This window comes from Singulisphaera chitinilytica (genome assembly GCF_049331405.1).
GTDB lineage: Bacteria > Planctomycetota > Planctomycetia > Isosphaerales > Isosphaeraceae > PoT.
In genome coordinates this window covers 6243179-6261995 of sequence record NZ_CP186274.1, presented here as the reverse complement: position 1 = coordinate 6261995, position 18817 = coordinate 6243179, and the positions used below count along the sequence as shown (strand labels likewise).

Below are 18817 nucleotides of genomic sequence, written 5' to 3'. Positions count from 1 at the left end.
AGCTCCTTCAATGCCCGGCAGCCCGGGACAACTCGTTTATTAGCCCCGAACCATCTGGACATGAATGAGGCGGCCCCCGTCGGCCGGCGATAGCAACAGCTTCTTGCCGTCGGTTAGTTCAACCATCGAGTTGATCGGGATGGAGATCCCATCGGCGGCGGGCTTTCCCTCGATGAGCTCCTTCATATCCGGGAGGGTTTGATTAACAAACACCCACTTATTCCCGTGAATTTTGAAGTATCCGACCGGCTTCTTCTGATCGGCGGTGAGCCTCTCGCTCGGGAAGACGGTACGGTCGGCGTGCCATTGATAGAGGTACTGGTCGTGATAGACCATCACGCGATGATTATCCGATCGGAAGGTTCCCTTACCCCTGGTCGAGTAGAGGTTGAGGATCGGCAGGTCGCCGGAATAGCGGGTGTCGCAGAAGGGGCAGACCGGCTTCGTCGAGTTGTCGAATACATACCACTTCTGCTCGCACGCGGGGTTCGAGCACGGCTGGATCAGGTCGACGGTCTTGACGAGGGCGTGGAGCCAGTCATTCGCCGACGGCCGCCGAGACGGGTCGTGCAATCCGGTGATGAATGCCTGGTCGAACAGTTCCTTGAGATAAGGCCCGGCGATGGAGTAGGGCCGCTTCGACACGTCGAGCCAGGGCAGTTCGCTCGGCTTGGCGGACGCGACCATCGGGCGATTCGAGAGGTCGGAGGGATGTTCGACGAACAGGGCGTTCACCCCCTTCGACAACTCCTCGTCGCGTGCCGGGTCTGGGTCGTGGATCTTTCCGCCGTTGAGCGGATGCCGATAAAGCAGGTACATGTAAATCAAGACCGCAAGCGCATGGCGGTCGGTCTCGATCCTGGGCAGGCACCGCTTGGGGTCGTCCCTCGCCAGTTTCGAGGTGGAGATGACCTCGGGCGCGATGAAATCGGCCGTCCCGATCACGTCGGGGGGATATTTGCCGGGGACGACGAGTCCATCGATGTCGATGATGCAGGCGTTGCCCCCCGCGGGATCTACCAGGACGTTCCTGTAGGAGAGATCCGAATGCGCCAGGCCGGTTGCGTGAAGCCTATGAACGGCCCGGCAAATCTTGATGCAGGTCGTCAGGTAGGTCCGCCAGTTGCCCAACTCTCGGGGGTCGAGGAATTTCGAGCGGTTGTTCGCCGAGGCGAACCACTTGCCTTGCTTCTCTTTCCCCTTAATGCCCAGGAAATCGTTGTTCCTCGATCCATACTGGAAGAAGAACTCGGGCTTATAAGTCGGCGCGACGATCCCGAGCTTACCCTTGACCTCGACGATCTTGGTGGGCCAGCAGAAGAGATCCTTCCAGTAATCGCCCCCCGCCTCCTCGAAGATCTGCTTGCGATAGCGGCCGACGATGGTCTCAAGGCGGTCGCGGCTCGTCGCGTTCTGCGGCTCCCGGAAAAGGGCCACGACGTAGGATCGATCGGGCGAGAAGTAGACGTCCTTCATCCCCCCCGCGCCGATGATCTCGTCGACGAACTGGACGGTCGAGCCGTCGGTGGCCTGGACCGTGACGATGTCCTTCATCGGTGAGGCCTCGGTTGAAGGTCAGGGCAGGAGGAGTGCAATGGTCCGGTCATCGTGATTGCCCACGGCCCAGAACCCCAGCCAATCCAGGAGTTCCGATGCGGCCTGAGTGTTGGTCTTGTTGAGCCCGACGGCGCCGGAGATCTCCCCCCAGAAAGCCTGCCAGCGGGCCGGGTCGGCGAGATCCCGATCGGTCGGGAATTTGGGGTCGGAAACGCCGTCCGTCATGGCGACGATCCCGACAAGGTCGGGGACGACCGCGAACCGGATCCGGCTGCGGACCTCGCTGTCGTCGGCCCAGATCTTCGGCATGGTGAGGAATCGCGTCTGGCCGGCGAACTCTCCGGTATCCGGGCGGTTGAGGACCACGACCTCGCCGTTCGCCCGATAGGCGCCGGCCGCTCCGTCCCCGACGGCGATGGTCGCGATGAACCAACCGCAAGGATAGCGACGCGCGATCGTCAGGATCAGAGTCGTGGCGAAATGCTCGATCGGCCGACCGTGCTGCATCGCCTCGGCAAGGACAGCCTGATAGGCGCCTCGTCCCCCGTCGCCAAGGCTCCGGAGCAGGGCATCATGGAGTGCTTCGCGCGACGCTTCGTCTCCCCCTGCATACGATTCCACCAACTTCTGGAACGACTCGTCGAACGTTGTCGTCAGATGCGTCTTGAGCGAGTCCACTGAGGACTTGCAGGCGATCTCGGCCCCGCGTCGCGAGACCGGTGCCGAGCCGGCTCCATCCGCAACGGCCAAGGCATACCAGCCCAACCCTCTCGCATGAGCGATTCGAAAATCGTCGTCGCGATGCTCGCCCTTGTTCGCGTGAGACCGGCCTCGCCTGCTGGCTCCGAGGAGGACCGCCTCGGCCTCCACACGGAAATGATGTACGTGAGGACGGCGGAAGGGCGAGTTAGGGTCAGGCTCGATGTCCTTCCAGAGCGAGCGTGGGTCGGGGTTGATCGTCAAAACGACCTGCTTCTGCGCCCTGACCCAGACCTCACCCCTGAGCAAGACGGAGAAGTGGACGACGATCGGGTGATCACCGGCCACTTTGGGCTCGCCGACGATCCGCAACTCCTGGCCATCCGGCTCCTCATGCAGCCCGAGCGGTTCCAACCCGTCGACCCGCAGAGGGCGAACCGAGACGTCTTCAGGTCGATAGCCTCGGGGGAGTTCCGAAGACTTATGCACGCCCGCAGAAGCGATGGCGTTATACGCCTTGCCGACCATCCCATTGGGAATCTGGAACTGGATGTTGAGCGAGGGTGTCGCCTGCTTGGGCGGCCCGGGCGGCTTCTTTTCCACAGAGGGCGCCGTCGGTAAGGAAGGTGGGGTGGAGGGCTCGGCAACCGACCTCGGATGAGTCTCCGCCTCGGTCGGTGCAGAGGGACTCGCCGGAGCCTGATCCGAAGGGCTGGCCCCCACCGAGTCGTGGGTGGCTTCGGTCGACGCGAGGAGATCCCCACTCGGGCCGACATCGGAGTGCGCCGCCGCGGATGCACCGACCTGGAGTTCTGCCGGGGCTTCGTCGCCGCCATGCGGATCCTTCCCGTCCTCAATCAGCTCGCCTTCGCGATTGATCACGACCTCATCCTTCACGCATGGGTATGGAGAATACCTGCACGAGACTGCCAGACGCCCTCGGCTTGAGTCCGTCCTCAGAAGACGACATGGACCTCGGGCGGAGGCGGCGGGAGCGGCGGGGTGGCGACCACGCCCATGCTCGTACCGCCGACGCTCACGGCGTCGGAGACGTACTGGAAGAACGCGGCGAAGGTCGAGCTGTCGGTCGCATCCAGGCTGAGGACGTGATCGGCCAGAGGGATGAGGTCCTCCTTCCTCGCCTTCGGGCCCGCGGCGCAGGCCACGATGACCGCGAAGTTACGCTGGCGGACCTCGGGGATCATCTCTTTATACTTGAGCGCATCCGATGGGCTGCCGTCGGTCATCACAAACAGCATCGGCTTCCAGTCGCCCTTGACCGCGCCGGTGTTCTTCACGACTTCGCTGTCAACTCGCCGGCAGAGTTCCTCGAGGGCCAAGCCCAGGTGAGTCGGGCCCGAGTCGGGGGTCACCAGTTGAGGGAGGTTGAAATCCTCGAGCGCCGTCAAGGGGACGACGACATTCACATCCCGATCGAAGGTGATCACCGAGATGTGGACCGACTCGAGGGCCTGCGGGTCGCGGCGCAGCGAGGATATCATCGCCTGCAGGCCGACCTTGACCGATTCAATCGGCTCGCCGCGCATCGAGCCGGAGGTGTCCAACAGCAGATAGACCGGGAGTCGTCGCATATGTCTCTTCACGGTTTGGGCGGGGAGGGTGAGTGCCTCAGACCACGACGTTGATCTCGGGCGGCGGGGGCGGGAGTTCGTTCAGGCCACCGACTTCCTTCCGCGAAGACTCCACCCTCTGGCTACCCACGATGATCGAGGCCGAGACCCACTTGAAGAACGCCGCAATCGCGCTCGAGTCTGTGGAAGCAAGGCTCACGACCGACTCCCCCGCGATCTTCTGCAGGACGGCCGTGTTGCCCGCCCCTACGGCGCATCCGACGACGATGCCCCAGGACTGCTTCTGGAAGATGTCCAATCCCTTCTCCCAACCGCTGTCGGGAGAGCCATCCGTCATCAGGAAGACCATCGGTTTCCAGTCGGCCTGGACCCCCGCGCCGGCCTTGACGACCTCGCGGTCGCGGCACTCGGATACGACCTTCAGCGCATCTCCCATGTTCGTGGAGCCGGAGGCCTTGATCTCGGGCGGCTGGAACGAAGCCAGATCCGTCAGCGGCACCAGCTGGCGAGCGGAGCTATCAAAGGTGATGACACTCAGATAAGCCGTCTCCAAAGCCTGAGGGTCCTGCCTCAGGGCCGAGACGAGCATCTGGAGTCCATATTTCACCTGCTCGATCGGCTCCCCGATCATCGAGCCGGAAGTATCCAGGACAAGGTAGATTGGCAACCGCCGCATGATTTATCCCTTCGTGCTCGACCCGGCTGACGACTCAAAATGATTGAAAACGGCCTGCATCGATCCTGTCGAGCCGATTTCTTGAACCCACTTAAATGTACTTCTTCTTCAAGAGACTGACGAAGGAGTCGGTCTCGTACCCTTCTCCCAACGCCCGAAACTTCCAGCCATCGCCCCTGCGATACACCTCGCCGAAGACCAGGGTACGTGTGTCCTGACGCGACTCGTCGTCGGAGAGGTTATAGCGAGCGATCTCGACCCCTTTGTTATCAACGGCCCGCATGAAGGCCTGTTCGATATCGCCGAAGTGCTGATCCTTACTCTTCCCTCGGTAGATCGAGACGAGGAACAGGATGCGATGGTATTCCGGACGCAGGTCGTTGAGCTTGACGACGATCTGTTCATCGTCTTCGACCCCTTCGCCGCCGACGAGGTTGTCGCCGGAATGCACGATCGCGCCCGAGCGATGCTTAAGGTTATTGAAGAAGACGACATCCCCGCCCTCGAGTCGATCGTCCCCAACGTTGCTGACCTTGCCACTCTCATCCAGGAGGAAGGCGACGGCATCGAGGTCGAATTCACCGTCGGCGGAGAGCTTGGAGAGGAAGTCCTTCTCCTTCACCTTCCAGCCGAGGCCGACCGTGATGGATGATAAGTCGTTCTTTTCCTTATCGAGGTTGATCGTCTGGCCTTTTATCAGTGAGATCGCCATCGCCTATCGCTCCAGACCAGGAAAGCCTTGAATCGAGCACGACCGAGACGCGACCTGTGCAGTTGAAGTGGGTCGACTCATCCGGTGTATTTATCGACGAAGTGTTGAAGTCCGCCCGCGTATCCCTTCCCCACGGCCTCGAACTTCCACTTGCCGCTCTTCTTGTACAGCCGGCCAAACTCAACGGCGGTCTCGATCGAGAAATCCTCCTCGAGTTCGTACTTACAAATTTCTTCGTTCGACGAGGCGTCGTAGATCCGGATGAAGGAGTTGCGGATCTGCCCGAAGTTCTGCTTTCGCTTGGCGGCCTCGTGAATCGTGACGACCACGATCATTTCGTTGATGCGGGGGTCGAGTTTCGCGAAGTCGACGGTCAAGGTCTCGTCGTCACCTTCGCTATTCCCGCCGGTCGTATCGTCGCCCGAGGAGACCACCGCCTTATCGAACGATTCCAGGTTGTTATAGAACACGAAGAACCGATCTTCGGGGATCTTGCCATCGGCTCCGATCATGAAGACCGATGCGTCCAAGTCATAAGCGGCGCCGGTCCCCTCATTCGGATCCCAGCCGAGCCCGATTCCCGCCCGGCTCAGACCCAGATCGACGCGCTGTCCCTTTTGTAGATTGATCGCCATTGCAATTCCCCAATCGATCCGCTGAATATCACCGCGAAACACATAGTTCACATACGTCGATTACCACATGCTTTGAGATATCAGAAATCGATCTGAAAATTCAAGTGTAATGTCCAAAATTGTAATCTCGCTGTTCAAGTTTGAAGACACTTTATGAAGTTGGCCTTCAACGCCCTACACCAAATTTGATAAAACCAAGGAAGAAGCGTTAAGATACGACTGGATCGTCTGAAACTGGCTTGTGATCCCACCTTTGATCCAGAAATGAGGTGGGATCACGTACAACTCAATGCTCGAGAAGCCTTGACATTTCGATCTCGGAGAATCGGTCGACGATGCCCGTGACTCATGCGGAACTGTCTCGCGCCTCTGCGGAACTTGCTGAAGCAAAGGATATCCTGGAGCGACGCTTGCGTTATGCGGCGAGCGTTCGCGAACCTGTGAGCCTCGCGGAGCGAGAGCTCTCCCACCTGCGACCTCTCCTCTGGGCGAGGTCCTGGTCGGATCGTACGATGACGCGAGGCGGGGTACTCGCCAACCTCCTGGTCATCAGCGTTGTCTTGGCCATCGCAATCCGCGCGGCGGCTTCGCTCGACTCCGGCGCCTTCGCATTCGTCTTCTTCGTCTGCGTACTGGCCGGTGGAGCGCTTGGCGGATTGCTCTATTTCCCGCGTGACCGAATCCTGGTGGCGAAATCACGCGACGCATTGGCCGTGCTGGAGGTCGCCAGGTCGGAGCTACCCCGAGCGGAAAGCGACCTTAGGATCGCCCAGAGCCACGTCGAGGCACGACACGCCGATTACCTCAGGATCGAATCGACATATCGGGCAGACCAAGCGGCGCTCGAACTCGCTCGCAGGCTCGCCGCCGAGCAGGCCGCGCTTGAACTCGAGCGCAGATTGGCCAGGGCCGACCTTTCAAGCCAGCGATGGAGAGGCTTGACGGGAATCGAATTCGAGGACTTCCTGGCGGATGTCTTCCGATTCTGGAATTACCAGATCGAAACCACCCCGGTGACCGGGGATCAGGGCGTCGATCTGATCGTGATCAAGGACGGCCGCCGCATCGCGGTCCAGGCCAAGGGGTATCCGAACTCGACCGTCGGCAACGGGGCGGTCCAGGAGGTCCACACGGGGAAATCCTATCACCATTGCCACGTCGCGGTCGTCATCACGAACTCGACCTTCACGAGGAAGTGCAAGGAACTGGCCGCGAAGGTGGGATGCCTCCTCGTCGATCGGAACGACCTGCCGACGCTCATCCACGGCAATATCAGGATGTAGGTTGGCGAGGCTCATACCGGGTAACTGGTGGGGCCTAACGTAATGACGCGGCTCATGGTTGAAATGGGGGGAAGCTCTCACCCCGGCCGTGCGGAGGTTGCCATGGATTTGCGCATCCTCGGCCCGATGGACGACGTCTGCTTCGACACACTCCGCGCCTAGCTCCACTTCCGGAGGGCTCGCCCGCCCACGCTGCGCCGTCGACGAACTCCACGTCCGCAGGCGCCATCGCGCCCCGATCCTCGACTACCGTTGCGGCTGATGCAGAAGGAAAAGTTTCGAGGTGGAGATGAAGTCGGCCGTCCCGATCACGTCGGGGGGATCTTGCCGGGGACGACGAGTCCATCGATGTCGATGATGCTGGCGTTGCCCCCAGCGGGATCCACCAGGACGTTTCGAAAAGAGAGGTCCGAGTGCGCCAGGCCCGTTGCATGGAGTCTGTGGACGGCCCGGCAGATCTTGATGCAGGTGGTCAGATAGGCCCGCAAGTTGCCTAATTCTCGGGGGAGGGGGTCACTTTGCTCTCCTCGGCCGAGGACGTGACGACCCCGAAACCCATATTCTCATAACGCCTGGACCAAAATTCGAGGACGGCCCTGATCAATGGTATCCGCACTCTCGTGGATACCGATATAGGTTCGATGACGTCGCCCACAACGAAGGATTGAGGTCAGTCAATCCACCGTTGTGGCCATGACGTTTTCAACGCCAGGCGACGTTATGAAGACTCTATCGGAGAAGGCTCGGCCGCTGGAAGGGGCGGATATTGAACGACTTCGATGCCGATCCGGCCAACAGATGTGGCGAAATCACCGTCGAGAAACTTCCACTGAGCGACTCGCCTGCCGCGTGGGTCTCTCCGCCCAACCCAGCCATGTTAATGGTCAACAGATAGTGGTAGTGGGCGTCGAGCCGACGAGCTGGGTAAAGCGTGACCGTGTCGGTAGCCGGGTCATATTTCGCGGTGCGGACGGCAATTGAACGCTGGTGGAGTAATCCACCCCGTCCTAGTCTTCCGAGCGTTATGATCCGATAGTTCTTGACGTCCTCAGCTCGTGCCTGGTTTAGCTGAGAGCGAAAGGAGAGTACGAGAACCGTGGGCTGAGCATGGAAGCCGTATCGCTTCACGACGGGAGTCGGCGTCGGAGTCGGAGTGGGTGTTGGGGTCGGCGTCGGTGTGGGAGTCGGCGTCGGTGTCGGGGTCGGAGTCGGGGTCGGTGTCGGGGTCGGAGTCGGGGTCGGGGTCGGAGTCGGGGTCGGGGTCGGCGTCGGGGTCGGGGTCGGAGTCGGGGTCGGGGTCGGCGTCGGTGTGGGAGTCGGCGTCGGTGTGGGGGTCGGTGTCGGAGTCGGGGTCGGCGTTGGTGTGGGGGTCGGCGTCGGCGTCGGTGTGGGAGTCGGCGTCGGCGTCGGGGTCGGTGTCGGCGTCGGGGTCGGGGTCGGCGTCGGTGTGGGAGTCGGCGTCGGGGTCGGCGTCGGCGTCGGCGTCGGCGTCGGCGTCGGTGTGGGGGTCGGTGTCGGAGTCGGGGTCGGCGTCGGTGTGGGGGTCGGTGTCGGCGTCGGTGTGGGGGTCGGAGTCGGTGTGGGGGTCAAACATACATTGGAGAGAGCGTTGGTATCCAGCGTTACCGCACCGGTTTGCGCCAAGGCCCTACCTGATGCGATGGTGGCACCGGTCTCGAGAGTGATGCTCGTATGCGCTAAGATATTCCCTTCGAACGCGGTGCGTGTCCCGAGTGTCGCTGAGCTCCCCACCTGCCAGAATACATTGCAAGCGTCGGCGCCATTGATCAGAAGAACGGACGAGTCCGTTGCTGTCGTCAGGCTGCTCCCGATCTGAATTACGAAGACCGCGTCGGGGTCGCCTTGAGCGTCGAGCGTCAATGGCCCCGTCAGCTGGGCTGACGACGCGAAATGATAGACGCCCGGAGTCAGGATTTTCCCCCCAAGATCTTGACCGGTCAAGTCTTGGTCGGCGGCCTCTCCCACGAGGACATTGTACGCCGTAGTAAGATCATTTTCAGCCTGAGCTGCCACTGCATCCCCGGTATGAATCGTTCCCCCCGTGATGACCCCCGGGGGAAATCCGGTAATCGCATTACCCGGGCTGACACCAATACTTCCGACGATGGCAGTCGCGCCGGTGTTGGTAACAGTCGTACCAGCGAGGATCGCGAAATCCTCCGCTGTACCCAACGGGGGTATAGTAGCCATGAGGATTCGGGCTTCACACTGTTCCAACGCTCTGGCCGCTTGGCGGATTCGACCCCGGTTCCGACGAATTGGCGACATTGAAGAAGACTCCTGGGATCACAATCTTTTTAATAAGTAATGTCAAAATTTATTGTACTGAGAATTTAAAAGAATATCAAATTAAAACAAACCTATTAACAATTACGGACGAGTTAGCGTTCGTCCACATTTCCGCATTTGTGGACGGGGGTCCTTCCGGGTGAGCAGTCCCGACTCCAACAGGGTGCGGATGAGCCGCCCGCGTTCGGCCTCCTCCCCATTCCACTGCTACCCCATGCCGGCGATGGCCGTGAAGGGTAGGCTATTCCCGCTCCAACACCTGGCATCCGACGGCTCGCCATTGTGGTCCACAAGGCCCTTGTGCGGATTCTCGCCCGGTGAATTCCGACTCACTGGATGCCGCGGCATCCCGCGTGGCGCCCCCGCCATCGAACTCCGCCGATTTTTCATGTTTCCTCCGATGTGTTCGCTGTCGCATACTTCAGTCTCCATGGCTTGGTGGGCATCGACCAAGGCTGTATCACCCCTGAGCGCCTCGCGAAAGCTGAACCACGGGGGAAGTACCGCGAACATGTCGTAGATCGCACGATTGCCATCAGGGCAACCATGGAGGGTTTACCATAATTGGCCCACTGGCATTTATAAGAAATCACGTCATTACTTGATAGGCACTCGACCGGAGGTGGCCTGGGCGGATTGCTCTATTTCCCGCGTGACCGAATCCTGGTGGCGAAATCACGCGACGCATTGGCCGTGCTGGAGGTCGCCAGGTCGGAGCTACCCCGAGCGGAAAGCGACCTTAGGATCGCCCAGAGCCACGTCGAGGCACGACACGCCGATTACCTCAGGATCGAATCGACATATCGGGCAGACCAAGCGGCGCTCGAACTCGCTCGCAGGCTCGCCGCCGAGCAGGCCGCGCTTGAACTCGAGCGCAGATTGGCCAGGGCCGACCTTTCAAGCCAGCGATGGAGAGGCTTGACGGGAATCGAATTCGAGGACTTCCTGGCGGATGTCTTCCGATTCTGGAATTACCAGATCGAAACCACCCCGGTGACCGGGGATCAGGGCGTCGATCTGATCGTGATCAAGGACGGCCGCCGCATCGCGGTCCAGGCCAAGGGGTATCCGAACTCGACCGTCGGCAACGGGGCGGTCCAGGAGGTCCACACGGGGAAATCCTATCACCATTGCCACGTCGCGGTCGTCATCACGAACTCGACCTTCACGAGGAAGTGCAAGGAACTGGCCGCGAAGGTGGGATGCCTCCTCGTCGATCGGAACGACCTGCCGACGCTCATCCACGGCAATATCAGGATGTAGTAGGTTGAGGTTTGCAGGCCGGGTCGTGGCCGCATGAGCAGTACAGTTCAGCAGACATGGACCCGGAGGTCGAACACGGCTCGCAAACCGGCTTGACGGGAACGGGGGAGGGCCTATGCTTAAGAGAATGGGTCCGGTTCCGTTCCGAACTGATGTGCGAGCTGACGAAACGTGCGGAAACTCGCCTCGCTGGTCCTGATTGGCCTGCTCCTGCTCTGCCCCGTCATCTGCGGGGCGGCGGAGATCGGCCACGGGCCGGGGGGGCATGGCACGTCGACGGATTCGCGCGAGCATGCGGGGGAACCGGAATCCTGCCCGGAGGACGGCGATAACTGCATCTGCCAGGGGGCCGTGAGGTCGGTCGAGGTCCGCGTCGCGGATCATTCGGCCGATGCGAGCGACCTGCCGTTCCTGCCACACCACTTCGTGATCGACCTGGCCATCCCCCGGCTCACGGTTGCCTCGCTCGCCGAAGAGAGGGGAGCTGCAGCCTCCACGGGCTGGCATGACGCCCGGGTCTTGCGGGCGTGGCTCCAGTGCTTTCTCTGCTGAGATCGCCTTCGCTCGACGTGTCCTTTCCTTCGGCCCGTCTCCTCGATCGACGGATCGGGCCATTGAAAACCGGCGTTGAGTCCACCCCTGCGCGGTTCGAGCGTACGCTCGCCGGCGGGCGGTGATGATCCGCGATCCTTTACGCAGGGAAGACGTCCCATGAAACTTAAGTACATCCTCGCCCTGGCGGTGCCGGGCGTGATCGTGCTGGCCGGCGTGGCGGTTGCGGTCGCGAAGCCCGACTTGATCCGCAACCACATTGTGCGACCCCTCCTCGCCTTCGCGGGGGAGAAGAAGGCGGAGGACGACGGCGGGCTCTACTGCAAGGAGCACGGCGTCCCCGAGAAATTCTGCACGCTCTGCCACGAGGAGTTGAAGAAGACGCTCCAACTCTGCGACGAGCACGGCGGCTTGCCCGAAGACATCTGCACGCTCTGCCACCCGGAGGTCGAGCGCAAGTACAAGCTCGAGATGTGCCCCAAGGGGCATGGCCTCCCGCGCGAATTCTGCGACAAGTGCGGCAAGGCGCCTTCCGCGTCGGCCGCGCTCCCCGATGACGGCTGGTGCGCGACGCACAACCAGCCCGAGGCAGGATGCGTGGAATGCCTCAAGGAGGCTGCGGCCGAGAAGGAGACGAAAGGGGGTGCCGAGGCGAAAGCCTCGGCAGCCGCCAAGGCCAAGGTCTGCCGCCAACCGCTGCCGATCGTGCGCCTGGCCTCGGCGAAGCTGGCCGGCCGCATCGGGATCCAGACGGCGGCCGTGACCGAAGAGGTCCACGCGCACCGGCTCGTCGCCAACGCCGAGACCGCCTACGACGCCAACCGCTACGCCGAGGTCAGCCCTCGCGTCACGGGGTTCCTCCGCGAGATCCGCGTCGACCTCGGCAAGGTCGTCCGCAGGGGAGAGGTGCTCGCGGTGGTCGACTCCTCCGAGGTCAGCGCGGGGAAGACTCAGCTCCTCACGTCACATGCGGCCGTCAACCTCGCACAGGTCACCGCGGATCGGGTCCAGGCCCTGACCCGCTCGGGCGCGGTGCCGGGTAAGGCCGAACTCGAGGTGATGACCGCGCTCAATCAGGCGAAAGCCAGCGCGATGGACGCCGAGCAGAAGCTGCGGAACCTCGGGTTCGACGACGAGGCGCTCAACCAGTTCCTCAAGGCCAAGGACACGAAGAACCTGCTCGACGTGAACGCGCCCATCGATGGCTCGATCGTCATCCGCCACGCCGTGCTGGGCGAGGCCGTCGACGCGGCCAGCCGGCTCTTCGTCGTCGCCGACACCTCGCGGATGTGGCTCTGGATCGACGTCTACGAGGGGGACATCACGAAGATCAGCCCCGGCCAGCCCGTCTCGTTCACGATCAACGGCTCCGACCCGAAGGGGGGCGACCTCTCGTTCCTGGGGAAGGTGAACTGGGTCGGATCCGAGGTCAACGACAAGACCCGCACCACCCGCGTCCGGGCCGAGTTGCACAACCCCGACGGCCGGCTCCGCGCGAACCAGTTCGGCCGCGCCGAGATTCAGATCGACCCCGAGCACAAGGCAGTGGTCGTCCCCAAGATGGCCGTCCAGCGCAAGGACGGGACCGACCTCGTCTTCCTGCCCGAGGACGAGCCGGGTCGCTATCGCGCCCAGCGGATCGTCACCAAGCCGACCGATCACGGCGACGTCGTCGAGGTGACCTGGGGCCTCAAGCCCGGCCAGCGCGTCGTCACCCGAGGGGCCTTCCTGCTCAAGACCGAGATCATGAAGGGCTCCATCGGCGCCGGCTGCTGCGAATAAGGCCCGCCCCTCCGACGAGGCGAGACGATGACGGTGGGGCCAAGATTCCATCAGTCACAGGCGTCGACATTTTCATCAAAGCCTACGGAAGCTCCGGGCGCAGGATCGGCAGACAGCCAGCCTCGAAGGCCATGAGGGGGCCTCGGCAGGCTCGCGGCCCTTCCTCGGAGCCCGGCTCCGACCCAACATATCGAGATACAAAGTGGGCGAGTCCCACCTTACGGACGCGGATACATGCTCAACGCCTTGATCGATCTGAGCCTCAAAAATCGGTTCGTCGTGCTCCTGCTTGGGGGGATCCTGATCGCCCTGGGGGTGCGCGCGGCGATACGACTGCCGCTGGACGCCTTCCCCGACACGACGCCGGTGCAGGTCCAGGTCAACACGGTGGCCCCCGAGCTCGGGCCCGAGGAGGTCGAGCGTCAGATCACGTTCCCGGTGGAGCAGGCCCTCGGCGGTTTGAAGGGGCTCGCGGAGGTCCGCTCGGTCTCGAAGTTCGGGCTCTCGCAGGTTGTGGCCATCTTCGACGACGGCACCGACATCTACTTCGCCAGGCAGCAGATCAACGAGCGCCTCGGCGAGGTTCAGCTCCCCGAGGGGATTAAAGACCCGACGATGGGCCCGGTGGCGACCGGCCTGGGCGAGGTCTATCATTACATCATCACCAGCGAGAACCCCGAATATGATCTCGCCGAACTGCGTTCGATCCAGGACTGGGTCGTGCGGCCACGCCTGCGGCGGGTGCCGGGGGTGGCCGAGGTCAATCCCTGGGGGGGGCTCGCCAGGCAGTTCGAGGCCAGGGTCGACCCCATCAAGCTCGCCATGTACGGGCTCACGCTCGACGACGTGATCCTGGCCCTCCGCGAGAACAACAAGAACGTGGGCGGGGGATACGTCGAACGCGCGGGCGAGTCGAGCCTGGTGCAGGGGATCGGCCGCGCCAGGACCACCGCCGAGCTCGCCAAGGTCGTGGTCAAGGCGATCGATGGCGTGCCGATCCGGGTCGGAGACGTGGCGGAGGTCGGCGAGGGGTTCGAGATCCGCCGAGGGGCGGCCACCGCGAACGGGCAGGGGGAGGTCGTGCTCGGCCTGGCCTTCATGCGGATGGGGGAGAACTCGCGGAACGTGACGATGGCCCTAGACCGTGCGCTGGACGAGGTCCGGAAGTCGCTGCCGCCCGGCGTGATCATCACCCCCGTCTACGAGCGGACCCATCTGGTCGACCGCGTACTCGCCACCGTCGAGCGGAACCTGTTCGAGGGGGCCTTGCTGGTTATCGCCGTCCTCTTCGCCTTCCTCGGGAACATCCGCGCCGGCCTGATCGTGGCCTCGGCGATCCCGCTGTCGATGCTCTTCGCCGTGACGATGATGGAGCGCGTGGGGATCGCCGGCTCCTTGATGAGTCTCGGGGCCATCGACTTCGGCCTGGTCGTCGACAGCTCGGTCGTGATGATCGAGAACTGCGTCAGGAGGCTCGCGAGCGACCGCTCCGGGCGCCCCAGGATCGAGATCATCCGCGAGGCGGCCGTCGAGGTGCGCAAGCCGACGATGTTCGGCGAGCTCATCATCATGATTGTTTACTTGCCGATCCTCACGCTGGAAGGGGTCGAGGGCAAGCTCTTCCGGCCGATGGCCCTGACGGTCGTCTTCGCCCTGGCGGCGTCGATGGTCCTCTCGCTCACCTTGATGCCGGCGCTCGCCTCGCTCGGCCTGGGCCGGAAGGTCAAGGATAAGGAGACGATCGTCGATCGCCTGGCCCACTTCATCTTCCAGCCAACCTTGCACCTCGCCCTGCGGTTCCCGAAGCTGACTTTGACATTCGTGGGGACGATCACGATCGCCGCCACGATCCTGGGGCTCACGCTGGGATCGGAGTTCGTCCCCAGGCTCGGCGAGGGGACGATCGTCCTCAACACCGTGCGGCTGGCGAGCGTGAGCCTGGAAGAGTCGCTCGAGTACGGGACGCGGATCGAGGCCCTCTTGAAGGAGGAGTTCCCCGACGAGGTCGACCAGATCTGGAGCCGGACCGGGACCGCCGAGGTCGCCACCGACCCCATGGGCTTCGAGCTGAGCGACGTCTTCGTGACACTCAAGCCCCGCGAGCGCTGGAAGAAGGCGAAGACGCAGGACGAGCTCGTCGACGAGATGGCCAAGGTCACCAAGGACCTGCCGGGGATGCGGGCCGTCTACACGCAGCCGATCGAGATGCGGATCAACGAGATGGTCGCCGGGATCCGGTCCGACCTCGGCATCAAGCTCTTCGGCGAGGATCTGGACATCCTCAAGGACAAGGCGGCCGAGATCGAGAAGGTCATCAAGCAGGTCCGGGGCGCGGCGGATGTCAGCACCGAGCAGATCACCGGCCAGCCCGTCCTCCGCGTCGAGCTCGATCGCGACGCCGTGGCCCGTTACGGGATCTCGGGGCGGCAGGTGCTCGACGCCGTCAACGCGATGGGGGGGATCTCGGTCGGCGAGATCCTCGAGCCGAGCCGGAGGTTCCCACTGGTGGTCCGCCTGCCGGTCTCCTACCGCGACGACCCCAAGGCCCTGGAGAAGATCCTGATCCCGACGGCCTCGGGGCAGCGGCTCCCCCTCACCCGACTGACGAGGGTGATCGAGACGACCGGGCCGTCGACGATCCTCCGCGAGTGGGGCCAGCGCAGGATCGTCGTGCAGGCGAACGTCAGGGGCCGCGACCTCGGCTCGTTCGTGGAGGAGGCGAAGGAAAGGATCGAGAAGGAGGTCACCCTGCCGACGGGCTACTCAATCGAGTGGGGGGGCCAGTTCGAGAACATGCGCCGGGCCGAGCGAAGACTCCTGATCGTGGTGCCAGTCGCGCTGGCCCTGATCCTGAGCCTGCTCTACATCACGTTCAACTCGCTCAGGGATGCGCTGATGATCTTCAGCGGGGTGCTCTTCGCGAGGGTCGGCGGCATCTTCGGGCTCTGGATCCGGGGCCTGCCGTTCACGATCTCGGCGGGGGTCGGCTTCGTGGCCCTGGCGGGGGCGTCGATGCTCGAGGGGCTCGTGCTCGTCAGCGCGATCCGGGACCGGATGGCGAAGGGGGTCCCCAAACGCGAGGCGATCGAGCAAGCCCGGCTGGCGAGGCTCCGGCCGGTGCTGATGACGGGGACCGTCGCCGCGCTCGGCTTCGTGCCGATGATGCTCTCCAACGGCATCGGCGCCGAGGTCCAGCGCCCGCTGGCGACGGTGGTCGTCTTCGGCATGGCCTGCGACACGCTCCTGACGATGCTCGCCTTGCCCGTGCTCTACCTCCTCTTCGGGCGCGGGCCGACCATCGAGGCTAGCGCCGAAATCCTCGATAATGCGAGCGAAGTCCCCGGCCCGCATGGATTGAGGGCGACTGAATCCTCGGCGTTCACCGCCTGAGGCGCCGGGTTTTCACAAGGGAGAGGCAAGAACCAAGATGGCACACGATCACGCGGTGCATGCCCCGGTCACCGGCCGCAAGCTCGGCCTCTCCATCGCCCTGACGCTCGGATTCGTGGCGGCCGAGGCCGTCGCGGGCTACTTTGCCCACAGCCTGGCGCTGATGTCGGACGCGGGGCATAATTTCGCCGACGCCCTGGCGCTGATCCTCTCGTGGTACGCGATCCGCGTTGCGAGGAGGCCGGCGGATGAGGCCAGGACTTATGGATATCTACGGGTCGGCATCCTCGCGGCGCTGGTCAACGCGGTCTCGCTCGTCGTGCTGGCCCTCGTCATCGTCTGGGAGGCCATCGGGCTCTTGCGGGCGCCGGAGCCCGTCGAGGCCGGGCCGATGATCGTGGTCGCGCTCGTGGCGATGATCCTCAATGGGATCATCAGCCTCTGGCTCAGGGCCGAGGCCAGGAATGATCTCAATATCCGGAGCGCCTACCTGCACATGCTCGGAGACGCCGCGTCGGCCTTCGGCGTGGTGATCGCGGGGATCATCGTCGCGGTGACGGGGGCCTCGATCGCCGATCCGATCGTCTCGCTCCTGATCGGCGGCCTGATCCTCTGGAGTTCCTGGGATATCCTCGCCGAGTCGGTGAACGTGCTGATGGAGGCCGCACCTCGGCATATCGACATGCAGGCGCTCGCGAAGGCGATCAAGGATGTGCCGGGGGTGCTGGAGACCCACGACCTCCACGTCTGGACGATCGCCTCGGGGGTGATCGCGTGCAGTTGCCACATCGTCGTCGCCGACCAGAGCACGCGTGGCGGCCAGGACGTGCTCCGCAACGTCGCCGAGGCCCTGCGCCAGTCCTTCGGCGTCACCCATTCCACGATCCAGGTCGAGGTGGAGGGCTGCGACGCGGGCGAGGCGCACTCGGATCATCATCAGTGAGCTCAAGAACGTCCGGCTTCGAAATGAAAGCGTCGAGCCCCCCGGCCGTCCGAGTAGGGCTCGACGCTTGGATTTCGCGGACTCGCTCGAACGGCCTTACTCGGCCGATTCGGTCGTCTCGGCGGCCTTCTGGGCCTTGGCGGCGGCAGCGGCCTCGGCCTTGGCCTGCTTGGCCGCGATCTTGGTGGCGCGACGCTCGGCCTTGGCGGCCTTGGCCTCGGCGGGGGTGACCTTGCTGGTCGGGAAGCGCTCCTTGAGGCGGACGGCCTTGCCCGAACGCTCGCGGAGGTAGTAGAGCTTGGCGCGACGGACCTTGCCCGAACGCTTCACGACGATGTCGGCGATCCGCGGCGAGTGGACCGGGAACTTACGCTCGACGCCCTCGCCCTGCACGATGCGGCGGACCACGAACATCTCGCGGGTCTTGGTGCCCGAGCGGGCGATCACGACGCCGTTGAAGATCTGAATACGTTCTTTTTCGCCTTCGAGAATTCGGACGTGCACGTCGACCGTGTCGCCGATCTCGAACTTCGGAATCGAGCTTTTCATGCTCGATTGCTCGATCAATTCCATCAGGTGATTTTGCATGACTGAACCCTTCGTCTCCGCAGATGAGCAGGCGGATATTTCGGGAGACAGGTGCGTCCGGAGGAGACGAGACCTCGCGGCGGTCGGGCGAAACTCGGGGCGGCCCCCGGGCCTTCCTGCAGCGGTTGTCTCCTCGGCTCCCTTCTCCTGCCTACCCCCGATGAATCATCATCATCGTCGATGTTCTCGACGCCAACGTGCGATGGCGGCGTGATCGCCACCCAGGAGGATTTCGGGGACCTCGCGCCCGCGGAACTCGCGGGGGCGGGTGTAGTGGGGATACTCGAGCCCGCCATCAGGCCCGAACGACTCGTCCACAGCGCTCTCGGCGTCCCCCAGGACGCCCGGTATCAGCCGCATGACGGCGTCGACGACGACCATGGCCGCCACCTCACCGCCCGAGAGCACGAAGTCTCCGATGGAAAGTCGTTCCGGCTCCAACGTCTCGAGGATCCGCTCGTCGAACCCTTCGTACCGCCCGCAGAGGAGGATCAGCCTCGGTTCCCTGGCCAGCTCTCGGACGTGGTCCTGGTCGAGCCTGCGGCCTTGCGGCGTCAGGGCGATCAGGCGTCCGGGCGGCTCCGCGGAGGCTCTGACGGCCTCGACCGCCGCCACGGTGGGCGGGGCCATGAGGACCATCCCGGGGCCTCCTCCGAACGGCCGGTCATCCACCTGCTTGTGCTTCCCCTCCGCCCAGTCGCGGATATCCCAGCGATGGACGGCGACGAGCTCTTTCTGGATCGCGCGTTTGAGGATGCTCTCATTGAGGAATCCGTCAAAGAGCGCGGGGAAGAGCGTCAGGAGGTCGAAGCGAACCAAGGGGGCGGACATCGTC

Annotated in this window: 14 protein-coding genes and 3 pseudogenes; 6 read left to right on the top strand and 11 right to left on the bottom strand. The window is 63.4% G+C overall.

Translation table 11 applies throughout. The features are described 5' to 3' along the window. Positions 1-39 precede the first annotated feature (39 nt). The 6 genes from ACOYYX_RS24890 to ACOYYX_RS24865 all read right to left on the bottom strand — a co-directional run bounded on the left by ACOYYX_RS24890 (position 40) and on the right by ACOYYX_RS24865 (position 5871). Positions 40-1554, bottom strand: coding sequence for a helix-hairpin-helix domain-containing protein (locus ACOYYX_RS24890; RefSeq protein WP_422924726.1), 1515 nt, complete (start codon positions 1552-1554; stop codon positions 40-42). Positions 1555-1575: 21 nt separating this feature from the next. Further along, a complete protein-coding gene (locus tag ACOYYX_RS24885) occupies positions 1576-3138 on the bottom strand; it encodes a protein phosphatase 2C domain-containing protein (protein ID WP_422924724.1) in 1563 nt (520 codons plus the stop codon). Between the two features lie 74 nt (positions 3139-3212). Continuing rightward, positions 3213-3848, bottom strand: a complete 636-nt coding sequence (locus ACOYYX_RS24880) for a vWA domain-containing protein (protein WP_422924722.1) — start codon at positions 3846-3848, stop codon at positions 3213-3215. 37 nt (positions 3849-3885) lie between these two features. Beyond that, on the bottom strand, positions 3886-4524 hold the full coding sequence (locus ACOYYX_RS24875) for a vWA domain-containing protein (RefSeq protein WP_422924721.1): 639 nt from the start codon (positions 4522-4524) through the stop codon (positions 3886-3888). Positions 4525-4615: 91 nt separating this feature from the next. Beyond that, on the bottom strand, positions 4616-5236 hold the full coding sequence (locus tag ACOYYX_RS24870) for a TerD family protein (protein ID WP_422924719.1): 621 nt from the start codon (positions 5234-5236) through the stop codon (positions 4616-4618). Positions 5237-5313: 77 nt separating this feature from the next. Continuing rightward, positions 5314-5871: a TerD family protein gene (locus ACOYYX_RS24865; protein WP_422924717.1), complete on the bottom strand. Its 558-nt coding sequence runs from the start codon at positions 5869-5871 to the stop codon at positions 5314-5316. A 335-nt stretch (positions 5872-6206) separates the two neighbouring features. Here ACOYYX_RS24865 and ACOYYX_RS24860 point away from each other — a divergent pair, with 335 nt between their 5' ends. Continuing rightward, a complete protein-coding gene (locus ACOYYX_RS24860) occupies positions 6207-7154 on the top strand; it encodes a restriction endonuclease (RefSeq protein ID WP_422924715.1) in 948 nt (315 codons plus the stop codon). A gap of 249 nt (positions 7155-7403) precedes the next feature. Here ACOYYX_RS24860 and ACOYYX_RS24855 read toward each other — a convergent pair. The 3 genes and pseudogenes from ACOYYX_RS24855 to ACOYYX_RS24845 form a co-directional block, all read right to left on the bottom strand. Then, a pseudogene (locus tag ACOYYX_RS24855) lies at positions 7404-7660 on the bottom strand (lipopolysaccharide kinase InaA family protein); the annotation flags it as partial. A 542-nt stretch (positions 7661-8202) separates the two neighbouring features. Further along, positions 8203-8748 (bottom strand): hypothetical protein, encoded by a 546-nt coding sequence (locus tag ACOYYX_RS24850; RefSeq protein WP_422924713.1) that lies wholly within the window; start codon positions 8746-8748, stop codon positions 8203-8205. A gap of 71 nt (positions 8749-8819) precedes the next feature. Further along, positions 8820-9365: pseudogene (locus ACOYYX_RS24845) on the bottom strand (ice-binding family protein); the annotation flags it as partial. A 765-nt stretch (positions 9366-10130) separates the two neighbouring features. On the opposite strand from ACOYYX_RS24845, the gene ACOYYX_RS24840 reads away from it, so the two are divergent. The 5 genes from ACOYYX_RS24840 (at position 10131) to ACOYYX_RS24820 (ending at position 17394) form a co-directional block, all read left to right on the top strand. Next, the gene (locus ACOYYX_RS24840) at positions 10131-10727 is read left to right on the top strand and encodes a restriction endonuclease (protein WP_422924711.1); all 597 of its coding nucleotides are present in this window, start codon (positions 10131-10133) and stop codon (positions 10725-10727) included. A gap of 171 nt (positions 10728-10898) precedes the next feature. Further along, positions 10899-11279, top strand: coding sequence for a hypothetical protein (locus ACOYYX_RS24835; RefSeq protein ID WP_422924710.1), 381 nt, complete (start codon positions 10899-10901; stop codon positions 11277-11279). Between the two features lie 159 nt (positions 11280-11438). Continuing rightward, positions 11439-13061 carry an efflux RND transporter periplasmic adaptor subunit gene (locus ACOYYX_RS24830; RefSeq protein WP_422924708.1) on the top strand — a complete coding sequence of 541 codons (1623 nt, stop codon included), beginning with the start codon at positions 11439-11441 and terminating at the stop codon, positions 13059-13061. 234 nt (positions 13062-13295) lie between these two features. Next, positions 13296-16451 carry an efflux RND transporter permease subunit gene (locus ACOYYX_RS24825; protein ID WP_422924706.1) on the top strand — a complete coding sequence of 1052 codons (3156 nt, stop codon included), beginning with the start codon at positions 13296-13298 and terminating at the stop codon, positions 16449-16451. Between the two features lie 37 nt (positions 16452-16488). Next, positions 16489-17394, top strand: a complete 906-nt coding sequence (locus ACOYYX_RS24820; RefSeq protein WP_422924704.1) for a cation diffusion facilitator family transporter — start codon at positions 16489-16491, stop codon at positions 17392-17394. A 246-nt stretch (positions 17395-17640) separates the two neighbouring features. On the opposite strand, the pseudogene rplS reads toward ACOYYX_RS24820, so the two are convergent. Both rplS and trmD read right to left on the bottom strand, forming a co-directional pair. Next, positions 17641-17982: pseudogene (gene rplS, locus ACOYYX_RS24815) on the bottom strand (50S ribosomal protein L19); the annotation flags it as partial. 171 nt (positions 17983-18153) lie between these two features. Next, positions 18154-18813: a tRNA (guanosine(37)-N1)-methyltransferase TrmD gene (gene trmD, locus ACOYYX_RS24810; RefSeq protein ID WP_422924702.1), complete on the bottom strand. Its 660-nt coding sequence runs from the start codon at positions 18811-18813 to the stop codon at positions 18154-18156. Between the last annotated feature and the right edge of the window lie 4 nt (positions 18814-18817).

Coding starts and splice junctions, on each gene's coding strand:
- ACOYYX_RS24830 (WP_422924708.1), top strand. CDS start 11,439: ATGAAACTTAAGTACATCCTCGCCCTGGCGGTGCCGGGCGTGATCGTG.
- ACOYYX_RS24870 (WP_422924719.1), bottom strand. CDS start 5,236: ATGGCGATCTCACTGATAAAAGGCCAGACGATCAACCTCGATAAGGAA.
- ACOYYX_RS24820 (WP_422924704.1), top strand. CDS start 16,489: ATGGCACACGATCACGCGGTGCATGCCCCGGTCACCGGCCGCAAGCTC.
- ACOYYX_RS24850 (WP_422924713.1), bottom strand. CDS start 8,748: ATGTTTGACCCCCACACCGACTCCGACCCCCACACCGACGCCGACACC.
- ACOYYX_RS24860 (WP_422924715.1), top strand. CDS start 6,207: ATGCCCGTGACTCATGCGGAACTGTCTCGCGCCTCTGCGGAACTTGCT.
- ACOYYX_RS24880 (WP_422924722.1), bottom strand. CDS start 3,848: ATGCGACGACTCCCGGTCTATCTGCTGTTGGACACCTCCGGCTCGATG.
- ACOYYX_RS24890 (WP_422924726.1), bottom strand. CDS start 1,554: ATGAAGGACATCGTCACGGTCCAGGCCACCGACGGCTCGACCGTCCAG.
- ACOYYX_RS24875 (WP_422924721.1), bottom strand. CDS start 4,524: ATGCGGCGGTTGCCAATCTACCTTGTCCTGGATACTTCCGGCTCGATG.
- trmD (WP_422924702.1), bottom strand. CDS start 18,813: ATGTCCGCCCCCTTGGTTCGCTTCGACCTCCTGACGCTCTTCCCCGCG.
- ACOYYX_RS24825 (WP_422924706.1), top strand. CDS start 13,296: ATGCTCAACGCCTTGATCGATCTGAGCCTCAAAAATCGGTTCGTCGTG.
- ACOYYX_RS24865 (WP_422924717.1), bottom strand. CDS start 5,871: ATGGCGATCAATCTACAAAAGGGACAGCGCGTCGATCTGGGTCTGAGC.